This is a genomic window from Pedobacter superstes, assembly GCF_037622515.1.
Classification (GTDB): Bacteria; Bacteroidota; Bacteroidia; order Sphingobacteriales; family Sphingobacteriaceae; genus Paradesertivirga; species Paradesertivirga superstes.
In genome coordinates this window covers 454284-475016 of record NZ_JBBJCN010000002.1, presented here as the reverse complement: position 1 = coordinate 475016, position 20733 = coordinate 454284, and the positions used below count along the sequence as shown (strand labels likewise).

The 20733-nt window shown below is 36.7% G+C and carries 18 protein-coding genes and 1 other RNA gene; 8 read left to right on the top strand and 11 right to left on the bottom strand.

Annotated elements, in window-relative coordinates; all coding sequences use genetic code 11:
• Positions 1-83 precede the first annotated feature (83 nt).
• The 3 genes from WG906_RS07435 to WG906_RS07425 form a co-directional block, all read right to left on the bottom strand.
• Positions 84-410 carry a HesB/IscA family protein gene (locus WG906_RS07435; protein WP_339991926.1) on the bottom strand — a complete coding sequence of 109 codons (327 nt, stop codon included), beginning with the start codon at positions 408-410 and terminating at the stop codon, positions 84-86.
• Between the two features lie 126 nt (positions 411-536).
• Positions 537-950, bottom strand: a complete 414-nt coding sequence (gene iscU, locus WG906_RS07430) for a Fe-S cluster assembly scaffold IscU (RefSeq protein WP_339991925.1) — start codon at positions 948-950, stop codon at positions 537-539.
• Positions 951-1039: 89 nt separating this feature from the next.
• Positions 1040-2251, bottom strand: coding sequence for an IscS subfamily cysteine desulfurase (locus WG906_RS07425; protein WP_339991924.1), 1212 nt, complete (start codon positions 2249-2251; stop codon positions 1040-1042).
• A gap of 111 nt (positions 2252-2362) precedes the next feature.
• Between WG906_RS07425 and mce the strand changes: the two genes are divergently transcribed.
• The 7 genes from mce (at position 2363) to WG906_RS07390 (ending at position 7765) form a co-directional block, all read left to right on the top strand.
• Positions 2363-2761, top strand: a complete 399-nt coding sequence (gene mce / locus WG906_RS07420) for a methylmalonyl-CoA epimerase (protein WP_339991923.1) — start codon at positions 2363-2365, stop codon at positions 2759-2761.
• Positions 2762-2868: 107 nt separating this feature from the next.
• Positions 2869-3117 (top strand): type B 50S ribosomal protein L31, encoded by a 249-nt coding sequence (locus WG906_RS07415; RefSeq protein WP_255901268.1) that lies wholly within the window; start codon positions 2869-2871, stop codon positions 3115-3117.
• Positions 3118-3180: 63 nt separating this feature from the next.
• A complete protein-coding gene (locus tag WG906_RS07410; protein ID WP_339991922.1) occupies positions 3181-4359 on the top strand; it encodes a GlmU family protein in 1179 nt (392 codons plus the stop codon).
• A gap of 11 nt (positions 4360-4370) precedes the next feature.
• Positions 4371-5138: a triose-phosphate isomerase gene (tpiA, locus tag WG906_RS07405; RefSeq protein ID WP_339991921.1), complete on the top strand. Its 768-nt coding sequence runs from the start codon at positions 4371-4373 to the stop codon at positions 5136-5138.
• 3 nt (positions 5139-5141) lie between these two features.
• Positions 5142-5981, top strand: a complete 840-nt coding sequence (prmA, locus tag WG906_RS07400) for a 50S ribosomal protein L11 methyltransferase (protein WP_339991920.1) — start codon at positions 5142-5144, stop codon at positions 5979-5981.
• A gap of 63 nt (positions 5982-6044) precedes the next feature.
• On the top strand, positions 6045-7403 hold the full coding sequence (locus WG906_RS07395; protein ID WP_339991919.1) for a UDP-N-acetylmuramate--L-alanine ligase: 1359 nt from the start codon (positions 6045-6047) through the stop codon (positions 7401-7403).
• 20 nt (positions 7404-7423) lie between these two features.
• On the top strand, positions 7424-7765 hold the full coding sequence (locus WG906_RS07390; protein ID WP_339991918.1) for a helix-turn-helix domain-containing protein: 342 nt from the start codon (positions 7424-7426) through the stop codon (positions 7763-7765).
• A 29-nt stretch (positions 7766-7794) separates the two neighbouring features.
• Here WG906_RS07390 and WG906_RS07385 read toward each other — a convergent pair whose 3' ends face one another.
• The 8 genes from WG906_RS07385 to ffs all read right to left on the bottom strand — a co-directional run bounded on the left by WG906_RS07385 (position 7795) and on the right by ffs (position 15938).
• Positions 7795-8913 (bottom strand): GNAT family N-acetyltransferase, encoded by a 1119-nt coding sequence (locus WG906_RS07385; RefSeq protein ID WP_339991916.1) that lies wholly within the window; start codon positions 8911-8913, stop codon positions 7795-7797.
• Between the two features lie 76 nt (positions 8914-8989).
• Complete coding sequence (locus WG906_RS07380; RefSeq protein ID WP_339991915.1) at positions 8990-9178, bottom strand: hypothetical protein; 189 nt, start codon at positions 9176-9178, stop codon at positions 8990-8992.
• Between the two features lie 66 nt (positions 9179-9244).
• The gene (scpB, locus tag WG906_RS07375) at positions 9245-9805 is read right to left on the bottom strand and encodes an SMC-Scp complex subunit ScpB (protein ID WP_339991914.1); all 561 of its coding nucleotides are present in this window, start codon (positions 9803-9805) and stop codon (positions 9245-9247) included.
• A 221-nt stretch (positions 9806-10026) separates the two neighbouring features.
• Positions 10027-12948, bottom strand: a complete 2922-nt coding sequence (locus WG906_RS07370) for a sensor histidine kinase (RefSeq protein WP_339991913.1) — start codon at positions 12946-12948, stop codon at positions 10027-10029.
• A 4-nt stretch (positions 12949-12952) separates the two neighbouring features.
• Complete coding sequence (locus WG906_RS07365) at positions 12953-13741, bottom strand: LytR/AlgR family response regulator transcription factor (RefSeq protein ID WP_339991912.1); 789 nt, start codon at positions 13739-13741, stop codon at positions 12953-12955.
• 47 nt (positions 13742-13788) lie between these two features.
• A complete protein-coding gene (gene mqnC, locus WG906_RS07360) occupies positions 13789-14913 on the bottom strand; it encodes a cyclic dehypoxanthinyl futalosine synthase (protein WP_339991911.1) in 1125 nt (374 codons plus the stop codon).
• Between the two features lie 146 nt (positions 14914-15059).
• On the bottom strand, positions 15060-15719 hold the full coding sequence (gene fsa, locus WG906_RS07355; RefSeq protein WP_339991910.1) for a fructose-6-phosphate aldolase: 660 nt from the start codon (positions 15717-15719) through the stop codon (positions 15060-15062).
• 121 nt (positions 15720-15840) lie between these two features.
• Positions 15841-15938, bottom strand: an RNA gene (gene ffs / locus WG906_RS07350) — signal recognition particle sRNA small type.
• Between the two features lie 279 nt (positions 15939-16217).
• On the opposite strand from ffs, the gene gltB reads away from it, so the two are divergent.
• Entirely contained in the window at positions 16218-20732 is a 4515-nt protein-coding gene (gene gltB / locus WG906_RS07345) for a glutamate synthase large subunit (RefSeq protein ID WP_339991909.1), read from the top strand.
• Position 20733: the final 1 nt, after the last annotated feature.

Here is a 20733-nt window from a genome sequence, read left to right as displayed (position 1 = left end):
TGATTTAATACCAACAAGTATACAGAATATACCTAAACACAAAAAGGGGCGATAGCCCCTTTTTAATGATATTTTATAGAAGGTTAAACAGAAAAACTTTCTCCGCAGCCACAGGTGCGGCTTGCATTAGGATTATGAAAATTAAAGCCTTTGCCATTTAAACCATCCGAAAAATCCAGTTCTGTGCCAGCCAGGTATAAAAATGACTTCATGTCCAAAGCCATTCGCACACCCTTATCTTCAAAGAATTGATCGCCAGGTTTTTCTTCATTGTCAAAATCAAGTTTATAGGATAAACCAGAGCAACCACCTCCCTGCACAGATACTCTTAAAAAGTAAGTATTATCCAGACCTGAATTTTCAACCAGCTCTGCTACTTTTTCTTTTGCTTTATCTGTTACTGTAACCATTTGTTTAAAAGATTTGAGATTTGAGATATTGGATTTGAGATCATCGAATCCAACACTCTAATCATTTAACCATATTATAATAGATATGCATGTTCTAACATCTCATATCTATTCTTTCACATCTAATTAGTGATGTGACTTTTCAACTACCAATGCCTCTAAACCGTTTTTTACGCGGTAATCGTTGATAGCAGCTTTAATAGCATCTTCCGCTAAAACAGAACAATGTATTTTAACCGGTGGTAATGCAAGTTCTTCAACGATGTCCATATTATCTATGGCCATTGCATCATCAATGCTTTTTCCTTTTAACCACTCGGTAGCTAAAGAAGATGAAGCAATTGCAGAACCGCAACCAAAGGTTTTAAATTTTGCATCAGTAATTACATTATTTGCATCTACTTCAATTTGAAGGCGCATAACGTCTCCACATTCAGGAGCTCCTACTAAGCCTGTTCCTACGTTGTTTTTGCTTTTATCAAGTGTGCCAACGTTTCTTGGGTTAGTGTAATGATCGATAACTTTATCTGAGTAAGCCATAGCCTTATTTTATTTGTAAAATTTGTACTTTAAGTTCTATTTGCATCATTAATTTGCATATCTGCACATCAAATCATCTGCATATCTATTTAGTGTTCTACCCACTCCACTTTATCCAAATCAATTCCTTCTTTAAACATTTCCCATAGAGGAGAAAGGTCGCGAAGGTGATTAACCGCTTTTTTAGTTTGTTCGATAGCAAAATCTACTTCTTCCTCAGTGGTAAACCTTCCTAATCCAAAACGTATCGAAGAGTGTGCCAAATCATCAGATAATCCTAAACTTTTTAATACGTAAGACGGCTCTAATGATGCTGAGGTACAGGCAGATCCTGATGAAACAGCCATATCTTTCATTGCCATCATCAAACCTTCTCCTTCCACATATTTAAAAGAAATATTAGCAACGTGCGGCAGTCTGTATTGACGGTTCCCGTTCACGTAACTTTCTTCAAGCGTAGTTAAAGAGCTTTCAAGTTTATCGCGCAAAGCCGACAAACGTTTAGCTTCATCTGCCATTTCTAAATAGCAAAGTTCACATGCTTTACCAAATCCGACAATTCCGGGTACATTTAGTGTTCCTGAACGCATTCCACGCTCATGGCCACCTCCGTCCATTTGCGCCGTAACCTTAACTCTTGGATTCTTTCTTCTAACATATAATGCACCGACACCTTTCGGTCCGTACATTTTATGTGCTGAAAACGACATTAAATCGATACCATCTGCAATAACATCAACCGGAATTTTTCCTACAGCTTGTGTAGCATCAGTGAAAAATAGAGCACCGTGTTTATGAGCGATAGCCGATATTTCTTTGATGGGTTGAATAACTCCAATCTCATTGTTTCCGTACATAATGGACACAAGGATGGTTTTGTCAGTCATTGCATTTTCAAGCTCCTGCAAGTCAATTAAACCATCAGATTTAACCTGAAGGTAGGTAACACTGGCTCCAAGTTTTTCAATATGTTTACACGCGTCAAGAACTGCTTTGTGCTCTGTAGTGCAGGTAATTATATGGTTTCCTTTGTCTTTGTACATTTCAAAGACACCTTTTAATGCAAGGTTATTTGCTTCAGTGGCACCAGAAGTAAAGATAATTTCTTTTTCGTTTGCGCCAATCAGTTTTGCTACTTGTTCGCGTGCATAATCAACACCTTCTTCGGCTGCCCATCCAAAAGGATGATTTCTACTCGCTGCGTTGCCAAATTTCTGCGTGAAATAAGGTATCATTGCTTCAAGTACCCTCGGGTCCATTGGAGTGGTGGCATTGTTGTCTAAATATATTGGGAGATTCATATCTAAAACTATAACTATATTTAAATACAAAGATAGTAAAACTTTTAGCTCCTGTTATTACCTGAAACGAGTCTAAATATAGATAAAAAGTCATTTTTACCAGAAACAACCATGAATAAGATAGAACATATTGGTATTGCAGTCCACAGTATAGATCAATCCTCAGTTATTTATGAAAAGCTCTTAGGAATTAAGAGTTATAAGCGTGAAATTATTAATTCAGAAGCGGTTATCACTGAATTTTTTAAGGTGGGAAATGAAAAAATTGAGCTTCTGGAGGCTGTTTCTCCCGATAGTGCTATCGCGAAATTTATTGAAAAAAAAGGGGAGGGTCTTCATCATATAGCTTTTAGTGTCGATGATATTTATTGGGAAATGGAGCGCCTAAAAGCTGAAGGTTTTCGATTGTTATCGGATACGCCTAAACTTGGAGCAGACAATAAATTAATTTGTTTTGTTCATCCAAAAGATGCGAATGGCGTTTTAATTGAACTTTGTCAGGATGCTTAACTGCTCATTCTCTTGTGCCTGATCTCCTTTCTCAAATCTTTTTTAAAATCTATTTGAAAACTTACCTTTTTGTACATATATTTGCGCCTCTTAAAAAGGAATGAACCATGAAGGCTGATTTGCATCCAAAAAATTATAGATTGGTAGTTTTTAAAGATATGTCTAACGACTATTCTTTTCTGACCAAATCTTGCATAGAATCTAAAGAAACTATCAAATATGAAGATGGTAACGAGTATCCACTGATTAAACTGGAGATCTCTCACACCTCTCACCCGTTTTATACTGGTAAAATGAAGCTTGTTGATACAGCAGGACGTATTGACAAATTCCGTTCACGTTACAATAAAAAATAAAATAAATTTAAAAATAGTTGAAAGTCCCGGTATACGCCGGGACTTTTTTTATTTTTGCCCTCTATGAGTATCATTTTTTTTGATGATTCTGCCAGAAATAGTTTATTTCCGTTAACTTTTACCAGGCCTGTAGCTGATTTAAGGATAGGTATCCTGACAATCGCCGGTAAATGGGAAAAATATCTCAAATCTCCGGTGTCATTTCTTACAGTAGATTATTTGCAGGAAAAATTTCCTTACCACACCTCAGCAGATAATATTTTTATAAATGGTTCCATATGTCCTAATTTGGCTTTGCTCGAGGCAATAGATAGACTTGCTGAAGGAGAATTGCTGGTAAAAAATGGAATTCCAATTGCCGTCAAGTTGAAACAGGCCGATTGCGAAAGTTTTTCGGAGCCATCGAAGTTTCATCAAACTGAGTTTACTGAGGATTTTATCCGTGTTGTTTTTCCGGAAGATATATTTAAGCTAAATGATATTGAGCTTAGAAATGATTTTGAACTTTTAACTTCCGGACGAACATCTGCCAGCTTAAGCTCTACCAATACTATCTTAGGCGATAAGTTTTTTGCCGAAGAAGGTGCGGTAGCCGAATGCTCTGTTTTTAATACTAAAGAAGGTCCGGTATATCTTGCCAAAAATTCTGAGGTTTGGGAAGGTTCCCTTATTCGCGGTTCTTTTGCTTTATGTGAAAATTCCCAGGTGAAAATGGGGTCTAAAATTTACGGTAAAACCACAATAGGACCTTATTGTAAAGTAGGCGGAGAAATAAACAACTCTGTAATCCATGGTTACTCATCCAAAGGTCATGAAGGATTTTTAGGCAACGCTGCTTTAGGAGAGTGGTGCAATATTGGAGCCGATAGTAATAATTCAAATCTTAAAAATAATTACGCAGAAGTAAAGCTTTGGGACTATAATAAAAAATCATTCCGTAAAACAGGAATGCAGTTTTGCGGACTTATTATGGCAGATCATGCAAAGTGTGGAATTAATACCATGTTTAATACCGGTACTGTAGTTGGTGTAAGTGCAAATGTTTTTGGAGCAGGTTATCCGCGTAATTTTATCCCTGACTTTGCATGGGGGGGAGCCCAGGGCTTTGATTTATACGCTTTGAATAAAGCCTTTGAAACTGCAGAGAAAGTTTTTGAAAGACGCGACAGAACATTTGATGACCAGGAGAAAAAAATATTGACCCGGGTATTTGAATTAACACAATCATATAGAAACTTTTAAATAGATAAGTAATGAGAAAAAAAATTGTTGCCGGTAACTGGAAAATGAACCTCGACTATACATCAGGAATGACATTGTTTTCTGAAGTTTTACATATGGTTAATGATGAAGCCCATGGCGATCAGGAAGTAATTGTATGTCCGCCATTCGTTTACATCCATAGTTTAGTGCAGCTTGCTAAAAATAATACAAGGGTGAGTGTTGGCGCTCAAAACTGTCATCAGGCAGAATCGGGTGCATTTACTGGCGAAATTTCTGCTAATATGCTGAAATCCATCGGAGCGGCATCTGTGATTCTTGGCCATTCTGAGCGTCGTCAATACTTTGGCGAAACCAACCAAACCCTTGCTCCAAAAGTAGACGCAACCCTTAAAGCCGGTTTAAAGCCAATTTTTTGTATCGGTGAAACACTGGAAGAGCGAAATCAAAATATTCATTTTGATTTGATAAAAGCTCAATTAACAGAAGGGATTTTTCATCTTTCTGCTGAGGAATTTGCTAAAGCTATCATTGCTTATGAACCGGTTTGGGCTATTGGTACCGGTGTAACCGCAACTTCTGAACAAGCTCAGGAGATACATGCATTTATCCGTAAAGAAATCGCTTCGAAATATGATGCAGCAACAGCGGAGAATACTACGATTTTATATGGTGGAAGTTGTAATCCAAAAAATGCTGCCGAACTGTTCGCTCAGCCGGATATCGATGGTGGTTTGATTGGTGGTGCATCATTGAAATCAAGGGATTTTACAGACATTGTTAAAGCTTTTAATTCCTGATACTTGAATTATTTAGAGTTTATTTTTAATACTGATCTTAAACAAGATTACCAAAGAGACCTCCTCATCAATGCTTTGGGTGAGGCTGGTTTCGATACTTTTGAAGAAACGCCTGAAGGATTTAATGCCTATATCAAGGCCTCGGAATTTAATCAGGAAAGTTTTGATAATGTCCTTTCGCCCTACAAAGAATCTTTTTCCTTTTCATGGAATCAAAATGTAGTGGCTCAAAAAAATTGGAACCAATTATGGGAAAGCAATTTTGAACCACTTATTATTAAGGAGCAATGTTACGTCAGGGCAACTTTTCATCAGCCTAAGTCGGAATACCCCTTAGAAATTATTATTGACCCAAAAATGTCTTTCGGAACCGGTCATCATCAAACAACCACTATGATGATGGAGTTTATACTGGAAGAAAATTTTCAGGATAAACGAGTTCTGGATATGGGTGCAGGAACGGGAATTCTTGCTATACTTGCTTCTAAGCAAGGGGCACGACAGATTACCGCCATTGATTATGACCCAGTTTGTTATGATAGCATGATCGAAAACTCGCGTTTAAATAATGCACCTCTTGATCAGATTCTATGTGGTTCAAAAGATGTAATTCCTGAACGAGAGTTCGATATAGTACTTGCCAATATTAACCGTAATATACTTTTAGATCAGCTGGATCGCTATTCAGAAGTGTTGGTGTCCGGAGGCGAGTTATACATAAGCGGCTTTTTTGAGAATGATCTGGAAATTTTAATCGAGAGTGCCGGCACTTTTAAATTATCGTTTATTACAAATAAGCTGAGGGATAACTGGTGTTCAGCAAAATTCTTAAAACAAACTTAAGGTAAATTCCTTTAACAGAATATCTTGTAACTTTAACAAGATATTTATCACAAATTCAACTTAATGCGTTTACATTTAATTGCTATTGGTGGCAGTGCAATGCATAATATGGCTATTGCGCTATCCCTAAAAGGATATGTTATTACAGGGTCTGACGATGCAATTTACGAGCCTTCAAGATCCAGATTAGAAAAGCATAATATTTTACCATCGCAAATGGGGTGGTTTCCTGAAAATATTACAGAAGATATTGATGCAATTATTTTGGGAATGCACGCCCGTGCGGATAATCCGGAATTATTAAAGGCAACGGAACTCGGTTTAAAAGTGTACTCCTACCCTGAATACATTTATGAACAGTCGAAAGATAAAGTAAGAGTTGTGGTTGGAGGTAGTCATGGCAAAACAACCATTACTTCTATGATATTGCACGTTTTAAAATCGTGCAATAAAGAATTCGATTATCTGGTAGGGGCTCAGCTTGAAGGTTTCGAAACAATGGTCAAAATTTCTGATGCCCCGGTGATGATAATAGAAGGAGATGAATATTTAGCCTCCCCAATTGACAGGCGCCCAAAGTTTCATTTATATCATGCTAATATTGGAGTTATAAGCGGTATTGCCTGGGATCATATAAACGTATTTCCAACTTTTGACAATTATATTGAACAGTTTAAAATATTTCTTAAAACGATTGTTGCAGGTGGATCTATAATTTATAATGAAGGGGATGATCATGTCAATGCTGTTGTGCAACATTCGGATGTTCCCTTAACTAAAATTCCCTATTCTGAAAGTCAAAGTATTACTGAAGAAGGTGTCACATTTCTGAAAATAAAAGGGGAAAAAATTCCCCTGCTAATCTTCGGTCAGCACAATTTACAAAATATGGAAGCTGCTCATAATGTTTGTAAAGTATTGGATATCAGCGATTATGATTTTTATCATGCCATGAAATCTTTTAAGGGAGCCGCCAGGAGATTAGAGCTTTTAGGTAAGAATGAATTCACCGCAGTATATAAAGATTTTGCTCACTCACCATCAAAGTTGAAAGCCACTCTTTCTGCTGTAAAAGCCCAATTTCCCAATAGGGAACTGATCGCAGTAATGGAACTTCACACGTTCAGCAGTTTAAATAAAGCATTTTTGGACGAATATAAAGACTGTATGAATACAGCAGATACTGCAGTTGTATTCATTAACAGACGAACATTTGAACAGAAAAATATGGTGCCTTTTACAGAAAACGAAGTTAAATCTGCGTTTAATAACGATAAGTTAATTTTTTTCAACAATTCCGAAATATTGGTCGAATTTTTGAGTTATATTAATTATAAGAGTAAAAACTTGCTTCTTATGAGTTCGGGTGATTTTGGAGGTATAGATTTAAATATACTTGCTAATAAAGCCCTGACTTTTTAGATGCTTAAATTGAAGGGTAAATGAAAACATTAGGTAAAAAGATCAGACTTTTGAGGCACCAGAAAGGTTGGAGCCAGGAAGATGTGGCGAAGAGATTGGACATTTCAATCCCTGCATTTTCAAAAATTGAAACAGGAATAACAGATATTAATTTGTCTCGTTTAGAACAAATATCAAAATTATTTGATATGACAGTTGTTCAGTTACTTACATATAACGATACTGAACAGCAAGAAAAATATATTTCTGAACTAGAGACAATGACTAAAAAATTGCAGGAGAGGGAAACTGAGGTTATTGATTTGCAGAAAAAAATAATAAACCTTTTTGAAGAGCTAAGACGTTCGAAAGTTATTGCCTAAATAAAAGGCTCTTTATTTGAGCCTTTTATTTAAAATATTTTTCTCATCGTTACATGCTTTTTTCCAAATGAGGCTCCTGTCGCCTCATGAAGGGATAGCATTTTGTCATTAAAATCACCCACCCAGGATAATTCCAGTTCCTGATATTGTTTCAATGGTAAAACATATTCTTTTAGCTTGATAAACATTGCCGATTCCAGGCCGTGTTTTTGATAGGCTTGCTTTGTACCCATAGCAACAGCCCTCATTCGCGAAACGCCCTTCCACCGATAATATACAAATTTGAGCTTCTCAATAAGTCCAAGTTTACCATTTAAAGGTTTTATGATTTGATTAGCATCTGGTAATATAACAACAAACGCGGCGGGCTCATCATTAACATAGGAAAACCAGATAAGCTTCTCATCCATAATAGCTTTCATTTTTTTGAAACTCTCATAGATAGTTTCTTTATCAATCGGAACAAAGTTTTCGAAATCCTTCCATGCATCATTATATATTTCTATAAAGTCGGAAGCATATTTTTCAATGTTATTCCTTTCGAGATGCCTGAACGAATACCCGGGTTTTTTAGATACCCATTCTGCAATTTTGGTAAATCGTTCAGGAAATGGTTTGTTCACTTCAAGGTGATTGGTTATTTGCTCATACATCGGAGAAAACCCATATTGTTCAAATAACTGTTTATAATAAAGAGGATTATAATTCATTCCGTAAGAGGGATGAGTAAATCCTTCAATAAGTAAACCCCAGAAAGAATCGTTTTCACCAAAGTTAATGGGGCCATCCATAGCTGCCATCCCGTGCTCTTTTAACCAGGCTTGTGCGGTGTCAAAAAGAGCGAAGGCGGTATTTTTATCATTTATACATTCAAAAAAACCAATTCCGCCTGTGGGTTGGGGAAATGAATAGGCTTTTTTATCATTTATAAAGGCAGCAATTCTGCCTACAGTATTTCCATTTGAATCTTTTGCTATCCAGCGGGTAATGGTTCCATGTTGATGAAAGTTGTTCTGCTTGGGATCAAATACTTTCTCAATATCTACATCTAATGGACAAACCCAAACGGGATCATTGGCATAAATTTTTCTGGAAAGGTTTAAAAAATCTTTAACTGCTTTTTTATCTTTTACTTCGGTTATAACCATATTTTATCAGCGCGGGGTTTTATACAAAAAAAGCATTCAGTTGGCTGAATGCTTTCCATGCAAAGAACAAATTTAATTAATAATCGTCATCATCATCCAGAGAATCCAAATCATCAAACCCTCCCAAATCATCATCTAAGGGAGCGTCAAAATCATCATCATCGTCATCAACATTTAAACGTTTATTCACAATGGGGTCGTCTAAATTCGTTTTGGAGCTATTTAAGCTGTCTATATTATCAAACTTTTTCTTTGGCGTTTTCATCTTTCAGATTAATTTTGCTTAGCATAAAAATAATAAGATTTTTAAAAGTATGCCACTCAATTATAATTAATCTTGTTTTTCTCCAATTTCATTTTCATCTGTCTGGATATCATTTAATTGTGGTAATTCTGAACTGTCTTTAATTCCAAAATAATCCATAAACAGTGAGCTGGTGTTATAAAGTAAAGGTTTTCCAATTGATTCTGCTTTGCCGGAGATCGCAATTAGCTCTTTATCGAGAAGTTTTTGAATAGTATAATCACAGTTTACACCACGAATTTGTTCTACTTCAAGTTTAGTGATAGGTTGTCTGTAAGCAATAATAGCCAGTGTTTCCAAAGCAGCCTGGCTTAATTTCTTTTTAGAACGCTGAATTTGCAGCTGACTTATCAGGGGATAGAAGGCTTTCTTTGTAAGAAATTGATATCCTCCGTTTAACTCAATAAGTTCGATCGCAAATTCTGCTTGATCATATTTTCGTTTAATATTATGGAGAGAAGCCATTACCAGCTCGATAGCTGTTGGCGCTTCATTTATTGAATCTAATACTTGCTGAATATCAGCAACAGATAGACTTTGCGTCGATGCAAATATCAATGCTTCTATATATAATTCGAGATTATCCACTGGATTGCAAATTTATTAAAAACAATAGATTAAAATATTGAGATAAAAAAAAAGCGGTGAAACTTTTGGGAAGTTCCAGCCGCTAAACACACACTTAGATAATAATATTAAAAAAAGTTTACCTTAAAACAGATTCGCAATGATATCTGAAACAATAATAAGGAAAATAGAATTTCTGATATAATTTAATGAGTTATCGGTAGTACTTATTGAGTTAACGGTTAAAATGGGATTAAAATCGTCACTTTTGTGCCGGTTGGTTCCACATTTTCGACATTCAATGTTATAGGCGCATCAAATTTATTTAAAAGATTTATACGCTCCCGCGTAAGTTCCATACCCCTGCTGATATGATCATTACTCTTTAATTTATAAGAATTTTCGATCCCGATACCATCGTCTTCTATACATATGTGTAAAAGATTCTGGCTGCGTAATTTAATTACAACTGCTATGTTGCCATTTGTTTCTTTAGGCATAATTCCATGCCAGATTGCATTTTCTACAAAAGGTTGTAAAAGCATGGATGGTATAAGAGTTTCCTCCTTATCTATTTCCGTATCAATATCAATCTTGTAATTCAACTTATCTCCAAACCGAAGTTTTTCCAGAGAGAGGTATAAAGTTAAATAGGAAATTTCTTCTTCAATGGATATGTAACTCTTATTGCAGATATCAAGATTCTTTCTGATAAGACGGGCAAAACCAGTTAATAACTGATTGGCCATTACTGTGTCTTTTGTATTTATGAAATGCTGAATAGAATTCATTACATTAAAGATGAAATGTGGATTCATCATCGCCTGCAAGGCTTGTTGTTCTAATGCAATAATCTTGGTTTTGGCGAGCAGTTTCTCCCTTTCCTTGATTCTTTTATTTTTATAGAAACTGTTAATTAAAAAAAAGATTACCGGCACAAAAATTAAAATCATTAAAATAATAAACCAGGGAGTTTTCCATAAGGGAGGCTTTATGTAAAAAACGTAAACAATTGGTTTGCTCCATGCACTATTTAAACCCCGGGCCCGAATTTGTAAATGGTATTCACCTGGTTCTAATGAGCCAAATTCTATAGTGTTATTGGATGTTGTATTCCAAATCAGCTCATCTTTTAGACGATACTCATACACTATTTCGGATGGATTATTAAAATCTATGCCAATGTAGTTTACTGTGATATTATTTGATTTATGATTTAACTCAATTTTTTCTGACAAATCAACCTTTTGGTTGTTGATCAGTATCGAATTTAAATTTAATGGAATTGACCTCTTTTTTTTGAGTTGAACATTGGCTGAAAAAATAGATAAACCGCTATTTGATGCTACATATACCGAATCATCATCTACAATAACATCATTGATTTCATTAGAAAGCAGCCCGTTTTCTTTGTGAAAATTGTCTATTCTTTTTAAATCTTTTGAAATTCTGCTAATTCCCTTACCTGTAATAACCCATATATAATTATCAGCATAAAAAACTTTTTTGCAAATATTACTTCCTAACCCGTCGTTGGTTGTAATTTCCTTAATTAACTTATGATTTTTAATGAAGTAGATACCAAATCCATAACTTGCGCAGACGATTGTTTTATCAGGTAATTCTGTTATATCGGTTATACGCTGTTTAAGTTTGGGTATAAAGTTATAGAGATCAACCAGTTTATTTTTATATGTGTATTGTAGGCCGTTTATATTAGAAAACCATAATCTTTCCTCCGAGTCGTAAAATACAGTATATGCACGGAATGGAAAATGTAAGGAAGGATTGCTTAAATTGGGCGTTTCAAATATGAGCGGTGCATTTTTATCTTCAAGAATATCAACACCCGCTGCAAGTGCTATTGCTAATTTTCCGCTTTTGCCGATACTAAATGACTTAAGGGCGAATGTTAAGTTATCTCTTTCTCTTAAATATCTTATACTCTGTAAGTTTGGAGAAATTTCACCCAGGCTATTATTGGATGCGAACCAAATTGATTTATTCTGAGGATCGTAAAAAAGTTTTTTAATGGGATTGTAAGAAAAATGCGAGTTACTTAAAGATTTGTACCTTATCTTTTTGCCCTTCATCAAAGTCAGATTTCCATTTCTTAACCCCAATATCAGTTGCTTATCGGGAGTTCGGGTCAGGCTATGGACAGAGTTATAAAATAGACCTTCGCTCACCGTATAATGTTGCATGTTTCTTGCAAGTTCAGGCAGCATATACACTCCGTTTCCAATAGTCGAAATCCAAATATTCCCATTTATATCTAATAAACTATGGGTGATGAATTTCCCTTTCAAATGGTTTAATGATGATTTGACTGATGAGGAGTCAAGTACATACGCACCATTTCCCATAGTGTTAATCCAAATGTTCGAATTTCTGTCAAAAAAGAAATTACTAATGCCATTTTGTAGAACTTCTTCCGGGATTTTCCTTTTAATAATGCCCTTCCCCTTTACTAATTCAATTAAACCTGATTTTGAGATAAATGAGATTTCTTTCTTGGTTTTATCATATTGCAACGTTTTAAACGAAAGCGGGTAATGATTAGTCTTTAATTCAGTAAATTTGTTATTGCTGTATTTATATATGTCATTTCGGTTGAAAATCAAAATTTCACCTTCCTCGTTTTCGGCAATTACTGAATTCGTAAATAATCGAGTGCCTGAATAAAAGATCTTAACAGATTGACCGTCAATCATTAGAATTTCACGCTGATTGGTGGAAAACCACAGCCTCTGCCGGGAGTCTTCAAAAAAGGAGACAAAACTAGCTTTGCAGAAAGTTTTTCTCAATAAGCTGTCATTCGCTGCATTATAAAACCGGTTTTTATAGTAATAACTTAGTTTACCATTTAAGGTTAAAAACCAGGTTCTCCCTTTTGAATCTTCCCGGATTTGGAGTACTTCATTATCCGAAAGGCCATCATCCATTGTAAAGGTTTCGAAGGTTTGACCATCAAACCGGTTAACCCCGCTTTCTGTGGCAAACCAAATAAATCCTTTCGAATCCTGATTAATATAGTACACAGTCGAATTGGCGAGTCCGTTATTGACTGTGTAATTTTTAAAGCTCAATGTTTGAGCACACAGATTTCCTGGACTGCTAAACCAGCAAATAATCACCAATATATAATTTGTAATCTTTTTCAAGGTTTTAAATGTTCGCTTTCCCGGTTTGGATGAACTCTCGTAGTTTTTCCTGGAATTCAGCAGAACGCCTTCTGGATACAGGCAAAACAGTGTCTTTTTCGAGGATCACTTCGAATCCATGTTTGTTGGAATAACTATTTACATATTTCAGATTAATAATTGCTGATTTATGTATCCGGGCAAAATCATCATCCAGCATATCTTCAAATTCTTTCAGAGGTTTTGATATTATCAGATTTCCAGCATTCTTAAGATGGAATACTGAATAATTACTATCTGCTTCAATATAAATAATATTGCTGGTATCTATTATATGAAAACCATTTGTATGTGGAAGAGTTATCTTTTCAATTTTGTTTTTTGTGTGCAGGTTCTCACTTAAAGCATTTAGCGGAGGAATAGTTCCGGGTAAATTGGAAGATTTTAAAATTTCTATTCGCTCAGCAGCTTTTTTAACGGCAATTTTAAGCTCATTGATATCTATTGGCTTTAACAAATAATCAACAGCACTAGCTTTAAGCGCTTTTAAAGCGTATTGATCAAAGGCAGTTATGAAAACAACAAGAATTTTGTTTTTTTGAAGAGTTGGTAAGAGTTCAAATCCATTTTCCTTAGGCATAGCAATATCCAGAAAAACAAGATCGAAAGAATTTTCTTCAATAATTTTCCGTGCTTCAGCAACAGAGCCGACAATTCCTCCTACATTTATTTCTGGACAATTTTCCTGCAGTAAAAAATAAAGCGATTTTCTGCTGTATTCTTCATCGTCAACTATAAGCGCATTTAAAGGCATAGGTAATTCTAATAAAATTTACCTAAAACTCATAATTTTAAAGGCGTTTAGTAATTAATTGTTTGTTGAACAATTTGACTGGGAACCTCCCGAAACTCATATTTCTGCGTACGTAACTGAGGCTCAAATCCAGCTTCGCGTATTGCCTCCTGTATTCCGGCAGATGTAAAACGATGGGGAGCACCTGCAGCACTCACTACATTTTCTTCAAGCATAATAGAACCAAAGTCATTGGCTCCGGCGTGCAGGCAGATTTGAGCAACCTGTTTTCCTACTGTTAACCAGGATGCCTGAATGTTTTTAATGTTCGGAAGCATAATTCTGCTTAGAGCAATCATACGGATATATTCATCTGCAGTTACCTCATTACTTATGCCTCTTACCCGTTTTAGTAAAGTTGCATCATCCTGAAAAGGCCATGGAATAAAAGCAATAAAGCCATGTGCATCTTCAGGTTTTTCAGACTGAACCTGACGAATCCAGGCTAAATGTTCGAAACGTTCTTCTAAAGTTTCTACATGTCCAAACATCATCGTAGCAGAAGTAGGAAGCTTTAATTGATGGCAGGCCCGCATTACATTCAGCCATTCCTGTCCGCCGCATTTTCCTTTTGAAATCAGTCTTCTTACGCGGTCATTTAGTATTTCGGCACCAGCGCCGGGCAAGGAATCAAGTCCCGCTTCAATAAGAGATTTTAAAACCTCGGTATGGCTCAATCCTTCTAGTTTTGCTATGTGCGCAATTTCAGGAGGCCCCAAAGAGTGAAGTTTTAGGGTAGGATATAGCTCTTTAAGCTGTTTAAACAGATCTGTATAAAATTTTAAACCTAAATCGGGATGATGGCCCCCCTGCAATAAAAGCTGATCTCCTCCAAATCTGAAAGTTTCTTCGATCTTTTGCTTATAGGTTTCAATATCTGTTATGTAACTATCTGCATGACCGGGTCTTCTGAAAAAGTTACAAAACTTGCAGTTGGCAATGCAAACATTCGTGGTGTTTACATTTCTATCGATTTGCCATGTCACTTTTCCGTGCGGAACCTGTTGTTTACGCAATTCATTTGCTGTATACATTAATTCTGCAGTGCTGGCATGTTTGAATAGGTATACACCTTCTTCAATAGATAGAAAGTGGTAGGAGAGAGCTCCCTGCAACAGATTCTGAATATTCATCTCTGCAAAGATAAGGAGTGTTTACTTCCTTTTTATAACTTATTGAGCAGGGCTGTCAATTCGGAGTAAAAAGTTATAATTAGGTATTATAACAAAGGCCCGACAATTAATAATCATCGGGCACATGAATGTATTTTAACGATATATTACTTTCCTGCAGCCTTAGCATGATCTGCCAAAAACTGAGCTAAGCCGTTATCTGTAAGAGGGTGTTTTAATAAAGCAGCAATAGCAGACAGAGGACCAGTTATAACATTCGCACCGATTTTTGCACAGTTCACAATATGCATAGGATGGCGAACAGAAGCTGCCAGAATCTGAGTAGTATAGCCGTAATTGTCGTAAATTAAACGGATATCTTCAATTAATGTTAGACCGTCTGTTGCGATATCATCTAAGCGTCCAATAAACGGAGATACGTAAGTAGCTCCCGCTTTGGCAGCTAATAAAGCCTGTCCAGCCGAAAATACAAGGGTGCAATTGGTTTTAATGCCTTTAGACGAAAAGTATTTAATCGCTTTAATACCATCCTTAATCATAGGAACTTTAACAACAATCCGGGGATGTAACTTAGCAAGAGCTTCACCTTCCGCTATCATCTCATCAACAGTAGTAGCAATTACTTCAGCACTTACATCTCCGTCGGTAATCTCGCAAATTGCTTTATAGTGATTAATAACATTATCGTGGCCCGAAATTCCTTCTTTAGCCATTAAGCTTGGGTTAGTAGTAACGCCATCTAAAACACCCATTTCATGAGCTTCCTTAATTTGAGCAAGATTGGCGGTATCGATAAAAAATTTCATATTGAGTTTGAGTTTAAAAATTGTCTTATTGACACTTAAAATTGTCGAGCGAAAGTAAATAAAATTTGGATACTTAAGAAATCTTTAATGAATGCGCTCCGATGGAAAAAGAGAAAAAAAAGTGGGCTAGCACCTTCTATCGCACCGCTACAACTCTCTACCCTTGCTGCGTTCCCACCCTGGGGGAGTTCAAGAGGAGCTGATCGTAGAAGACTAACCCGAGGCAAAAGTAATAAATTTTATGAATTAAAAAATTGAATTCGGGATTTTAAATATTTATTGTAAATTAGAAATCCCTGTGGCTTTTACTTAAAAGATTAGTTAGGTTATATGTAAAGTTAACATTAATATATTGTTAATATGAAAAGGAGTAAAATGTGAATTTGATAATTTAAGGAATCAAAAGCCTTTGGTTTTTGAAAAATAGTTAAAAATTATTGTCCAGTCCATAATTTAAGTGCGAAATTCGTACTTTCGTACATTCCCATTATTATAATAATGAAGCAAACCGAAAACGACCAGCAGGGATTATATCGCCCTGAATTTGAACACGACTCTTGTGGAGTAGGTTTTATTACACACATTAATGGCCAGCGTTCACACCAGAATGTCTCTGATGCTTTGACTATTCTTGAGAATATGGAGCATAGGGGTGCATGTGGCTGTGATCCTGAAAGTGGTGATGGTGCAGGGATATTATTGCAAATTCCTCATGAGTTTTTCATGGAGGAGTGTATTGCTTTAGATATCCATCTTACTGAGCCCGGGCAATATGGAGTAGGAATGATTTTCTTTCCTAAGAATGTAACGACAAGAGAAACATGCCGTTCTATAATTGCAGGATCAGCCGAAAAGCTTGGATTGCCATTGCTTGGATTCAGAAAATCGCCCGTAAATCCTTCAGTTGTTGGGCCAACTTCTCTGTCTGTAGAGCCAGAGGTTGAACAGGTTTTTGTTGGCAGGCCAGACGGAATTAACAATAGCGAAGATTTTGAGAGAAAGCTGTTTGTATTCAGAAGGTTAATAACAAAAACCATTAATGAGACTGTTAAGAATGGCAGCGATTTTTATATCGCTTCATTATCTAGCCGTATAATAGTTTATAAAGGCCAGTTAACGACCTATCAGTTACGTACTTATTATACTGACCTTCAAGATTCCAGATTAACATCTGCATTTGGGTTAGTGCACAGTCGGTTTTCAACCAATACTTTCCCATCGTGGAAATTAGCGCAGCCATTTAGATTTATGGCGCACAATGGTGAGATTAATACTCTTACCGGAAACCTGAACTGGTTTTATTCCGGATTGAAATCCTATGCATCCTCATTCTTCAGTAGTGAAGAAATGGATATCGTCCTTCCTGTTATTGATAGTAACCAGTCAGATTCTGCTTGTTTGGATAACGTGGTTGAGATATTGGTTCATACAGGACGCTCTCTCCCTCACGTGATGATGATGCTTGTGCCTGAGGCATGGGATGGAAATGAGCAAATGGATCCGATAAAAAAGGCTTTCTATGAATTCCACGCTACTTTAATGGAACCATGGGATGGTCCTGCAGCTTTGACATTTACGGATGGATCTCAAATCGGAGCCCTTTTGGATAGAAACGGTCTTCGTCCATTACGTTATGCGGTTACCAATGATAATCGTGTCATAGTTGCTTCTGAAGCTGGTGCATTGCCAATTCCTGAAGAAATAATTATACAAAAAGGACGCCTGCAGCCTGGTAAAATGTTCCTGGTTGATTTGGTTGAAGGTAAGATTATCAAGGACGAAGAAATTAAAAATAAAATAGCATCCAGCCAGCCTTATGGCCAATGGCTTGAAAACTATAAAATTCGCCTTGAAGAATTGCCTGAACCTAGATTAGCATTTACTAATCTTTCAAAATCGGCAGTGTTAAAATATCAGCAGGTGTTCGGTTATAGCCGCGAGGATATTGAAACTATAATAAAGCCAATGGCTGTTGAAGGTAAGGAACCGATAGGATCTATGGGTACTGATGTTCCTTTAGCTGTTCTATCAGACAGGCCTCAGCATTTGTCAAGTTACTTTAAGCAGTTTTTTGCTCAGGTTACTAATCCGCCAATAGATCCCATTCGCGAGCGGATGGTGATGAGTCTTTCTACATTTATTGGTAGTAATGGTAATTTATTTGATGAAGATAAAATGCATTGTCATTGCGTGGCATTGCAACAGCCAATTCTTACCAATATTGAACTGGAGAAATTAAGAAGTATTGATACAGGCATGTTTAATGCCAAAACACTTCAAACCTATTTTAAAGCGGATGGTCAGCCTGGTTCATTGCAAAATGGATTGGAAAGATTATGTCGTTATGCGGAAGACGCTGTTAATGATGGTTTTGAAGTTTTAATATTATCAGACCGTGCGGTGGATTCTCAGCATGCTCCGATTCCATCACTGCTAGCGTGTTCTGCGGTACATCATCACCTTATTAAAAAAGGATTTCGTGGCCAGGTTGGTATTGTTGTTGAAGCGGGAGACGTTTGGGAGGTACACCATTTTGCTTGTTTACTAGCTTTTGGTGCAAGTGCCATTAATCCATATTTAGCTCTTGAAACAATCCACACCCTTAAAGAAGAAGGAAAATTAGAAACCTCTCTGGAGTATAAATATCTCTCAAAAAATTATATTAAAGCAATATGTGACGGCTTGCTGAAGATCTTCTCTAAAATGGGTATATCTACATTGCAATCGTATCACGGGGCGCAGATATTTGAAATTTTAGGTATAAATAAAACCGTTGTTGATAAGTATTTCACCGGAGCAGTAACACGAATTGGTGGTCTGGGACTTAATGAAATAGCAAAGGAGACATTGTTTAAACATAATCATGGCTTTGTCCACGCTAAACCTGAAGAGCAATTATTACCTGAGGGTGGTATTTACCAGTGGAAGCGTCGTGGAGAAGCACATTTGTTTAATCCTCAAACAGTTCACTTACTTCAACATTCTACCCGTACAGGAGACTACTCTATTTATAAGAATTATGCAAAAATTATAAATGATCAGTCTGAGAAAATGTATACCCTTCGTGGGTTATTGGATTTCGCACATCATCGCGAACCGATTTCATTGTCGGAAGTTGAGCCTGCAGAATCAATATTAAAGCGTTTTGCAACAGGAGCTATGTCTTTCGGTTCAATTTCTCACGAAGCACACAGTACTTTAGCCATTGCCATGAACAGGGTAGGTGGTAAGAGTAATACAGGTGAAGGTGGTGAAGATGAAATGCGTTATGAAAGATTACCTAATGGTGATTCAATGCGTTCCGCTATTAAGCAGGTTGCATCCGGACGTTTTGGGGTAACTTCGTATTATTTAACAAATGCGGATGAGCTTCAGATTAAAATGGCTCAGGGAGCAAAACCAGGTGAAGGAGGGCAATTACCAGGACATAAAGTTGATGAATGGATTGCGAAAGTGCGTCACTCAACTCCTGGAGTAGGCTTGATTTCTCCGCCACCTCACCACGATATTTATTCTATTGAGGATTTAGCTCAGCTTATCTTCGATTTAAAAAATGCGAATCGTGATGCAAGAATAAACGTCAAATTAGTTTCTAAAGCAGGTGTTGGTACCATTGCCGCAGGTGTAGCAAAAGCTCACGCTGATGTTATTCTTATAGCGGGATATGATGGAGGAACCGGAGCATCTCCGATTAGTTCCATTAAGCATGCCGGTTTGCCATTTGAACTGGGTTTAGCAGAAGCTCATCAAACTCTGGTTAGAAATCAGCTTAGAAGCCGCGTGGTTTTACAAGCCGACGGTCAGTTGAAAACAGGTAGAGATATCGCCATTGCTACTTTATTAGGAGCAGAAGAATGGGGTGTAGCTACTGCAGCACTTGTTGCGGGTGGTTGTATAATGATGCGTAAATGTCATCTAAATACATGTCCTGTTGGTGTTGCTACTCAGGATCCTGATTTACGTAAATTATTTACCGGAAAACCGGAGCATATAGTTAACCTTTTCCATTTTATGGTCGAGGAGCTTCGCGAAATCATGGCTGATTTAGGTTTCAGAACTATTAATGATATGGTTGGCCGTGCCCAGTTTCTTAAAGCAAGGGAAGGCAATAAGCACTGGAAAGCAAAAACTGTGGATTTATCTGCGATTCTTCACCCGGTTACTTCTAAACAAACACTTTACAACAGCGAATCTCAGGATCATGGAATGTCTGACATTCTTGACTGGAAATTATTGGATCATGCTCAACAGGCATTGGAAAATAAAACTCCTGTATTCGCAACTTTTGAAGTTAAAAATACCGATCGTACAATAGGAACACTTCTTTCAAATGAGGTTTCTAAAGTTTATCAATCGGCAGGTTTACCCGACAATACTATAAACTTTAAGTTTAGCGGGTCTGCAGGTCAAAGTTTTGGAGCATTTTGTGCTAAAGGTATTTCTTTTGAATTAGAAGGTGAAGCAAATGATTATGTAGGTAAAGGATTATCAGGTGCCAGGTTGGCGATCTACCCTTCTTCTTTAAGCACACTTATTCCTGAAGACAATATAATTATCGGAAACGTGGCATTGTATGGTGCAACTTCTGGTGAGTTATTCGTTCGCGGACAGGCAGGTGAGCGTTTTGCTGTGCGTAATTCTGGTGCCACAGCAGTAGTTGAGGGTGTAGGAGATCATGGTTGCGAATATATGACAGGCGGTAGAGCTTTAATCCTTGGTAAAACAGGAAGAAACTTTGCAGCAGGTATGAGCGGTGGAATTGCCTGGATCTACGATGTTGATGGTAGTTTTGCAGAAAACTGTAATCCTGAAATGGTAGATCTTGATCCGCTTACTTCAGCAGACGAAGAGCAGATTTCAGCTCTGTTACGAACTCATATGCAGTTAACTCAAAGCCGTTTGGCTCTATATCTTTTGAGTAACTGGAATGATGAAAGATCTAAATTTATCAAGGTGTTCCCTAAAGAGTATAAAAAAGTATTACAACACGCACAATTTCAACCAGTTAATTAAT

Excerpts from the sequence above, each read along its gene's own strand:
- WG906_RS07435 (WP_339991926.1), bottom strand. The coding sequence starts at position 410 with ATGGTTACAGTAACAGATAAAGCAAAAGAAAAAGTAGCAGAGCTGGTT.
- iscU (WP_339991925.1), bottom strand. The coding sequence starts at position 950 with ATGGCTTACTCAGATAAAGTTATCGATCATTACACTAACCCAAGAAAC.
- WG906_RS07425 (WP_339991924.1), bottom strand. The coding sequence starts at position 2,251 with ATGAATCTCCCAATATATTTAGACAACAATGCCACCACTCCAATGGAC.
- mce (WP_339991923.1), top strand. The coding sequence starts at position 2,363 with ATGAATAAGATAGAACATATTGGTATTGCAGTCCACAGTATAGATCAA.
- WG906_RS07415 (WP_255901268.1), top strand. The coding sequence starts at position 2,869 with ATGAAGGCTGATTTGCATCCAAAAAATTATAGATTGGTAGTTTTTAAA.
- WG906_RS07410 (WP_339991922.1), top strand. The coding sequence starts at position 3,181 with ATGAGTATCATTTTTTTTGATGATTCTGCCAGAAATAGTTTATTTCCG.
- tpiA (WP_339991921.1), top strand. The coding sequence starts at position 4,371 with ATGAGAAAAAAAATTGTTGCCGGTAACTGGAAAATGAACCTCGACTAT.
- WG906_RS07395 (WP_339991919.1), top strand. The coding sequence starts at position 6,045 with ATGCGTTTACATTTAATTGCTATTGGTGGCAGTGCAATGCATAATATG.
- WG906_RS07390 (WP_339991918.1), top strand. The coding sequence starts at position 7,424 with ATGAAAACATTAGGTAAAAAGATCAGACTTTTGAGGCACCAGAAAGGT.
- WG906_RS07385 (WP_339991916.1), bottom strand. The coding sequence starts at position 8,913 with ATGGTTATAACCGAAGTAAAAGATAAAAAAGCAGTTAAAGATTTTTTA.
- WG906_RS07380 (WP_339991915.1), bottom strand. The coding sequence starts at position 9,178 with ATGAAAACGCCAAAGAAAAAGTTTGATAATATAGACAGCTTAAATAGC.
- WG906_RS07365 (WP_339991912.1), bottom strand. The coding sequence starts at position 13,741 with ATGCCTTTAAATGCGCTTATAGTTGACGATGAAGAATACAGCAGAAAA.
- mqnC (WP_339991911.1), bottom strand. The coding sequence starts at position 14,913 with ATGAATATTCAGAATCTGTTGCAGGGAGCTCTCTCCTACCACTTTCTA.
- fsa (WP_339991910.1), bottom strand. The coding sequence starts at position 15,719 with ATGAAATTTTTTATCGATACCGCCAATCTTGCTCAAATTAAGGAAGCT.
- gltB (WP_339991909.1), top strand. The coding sequence starts at position 16,218 with ATGAAGCAAACCGAAAACGACCAGCAGGGATTATATCGCCCTGAATTT.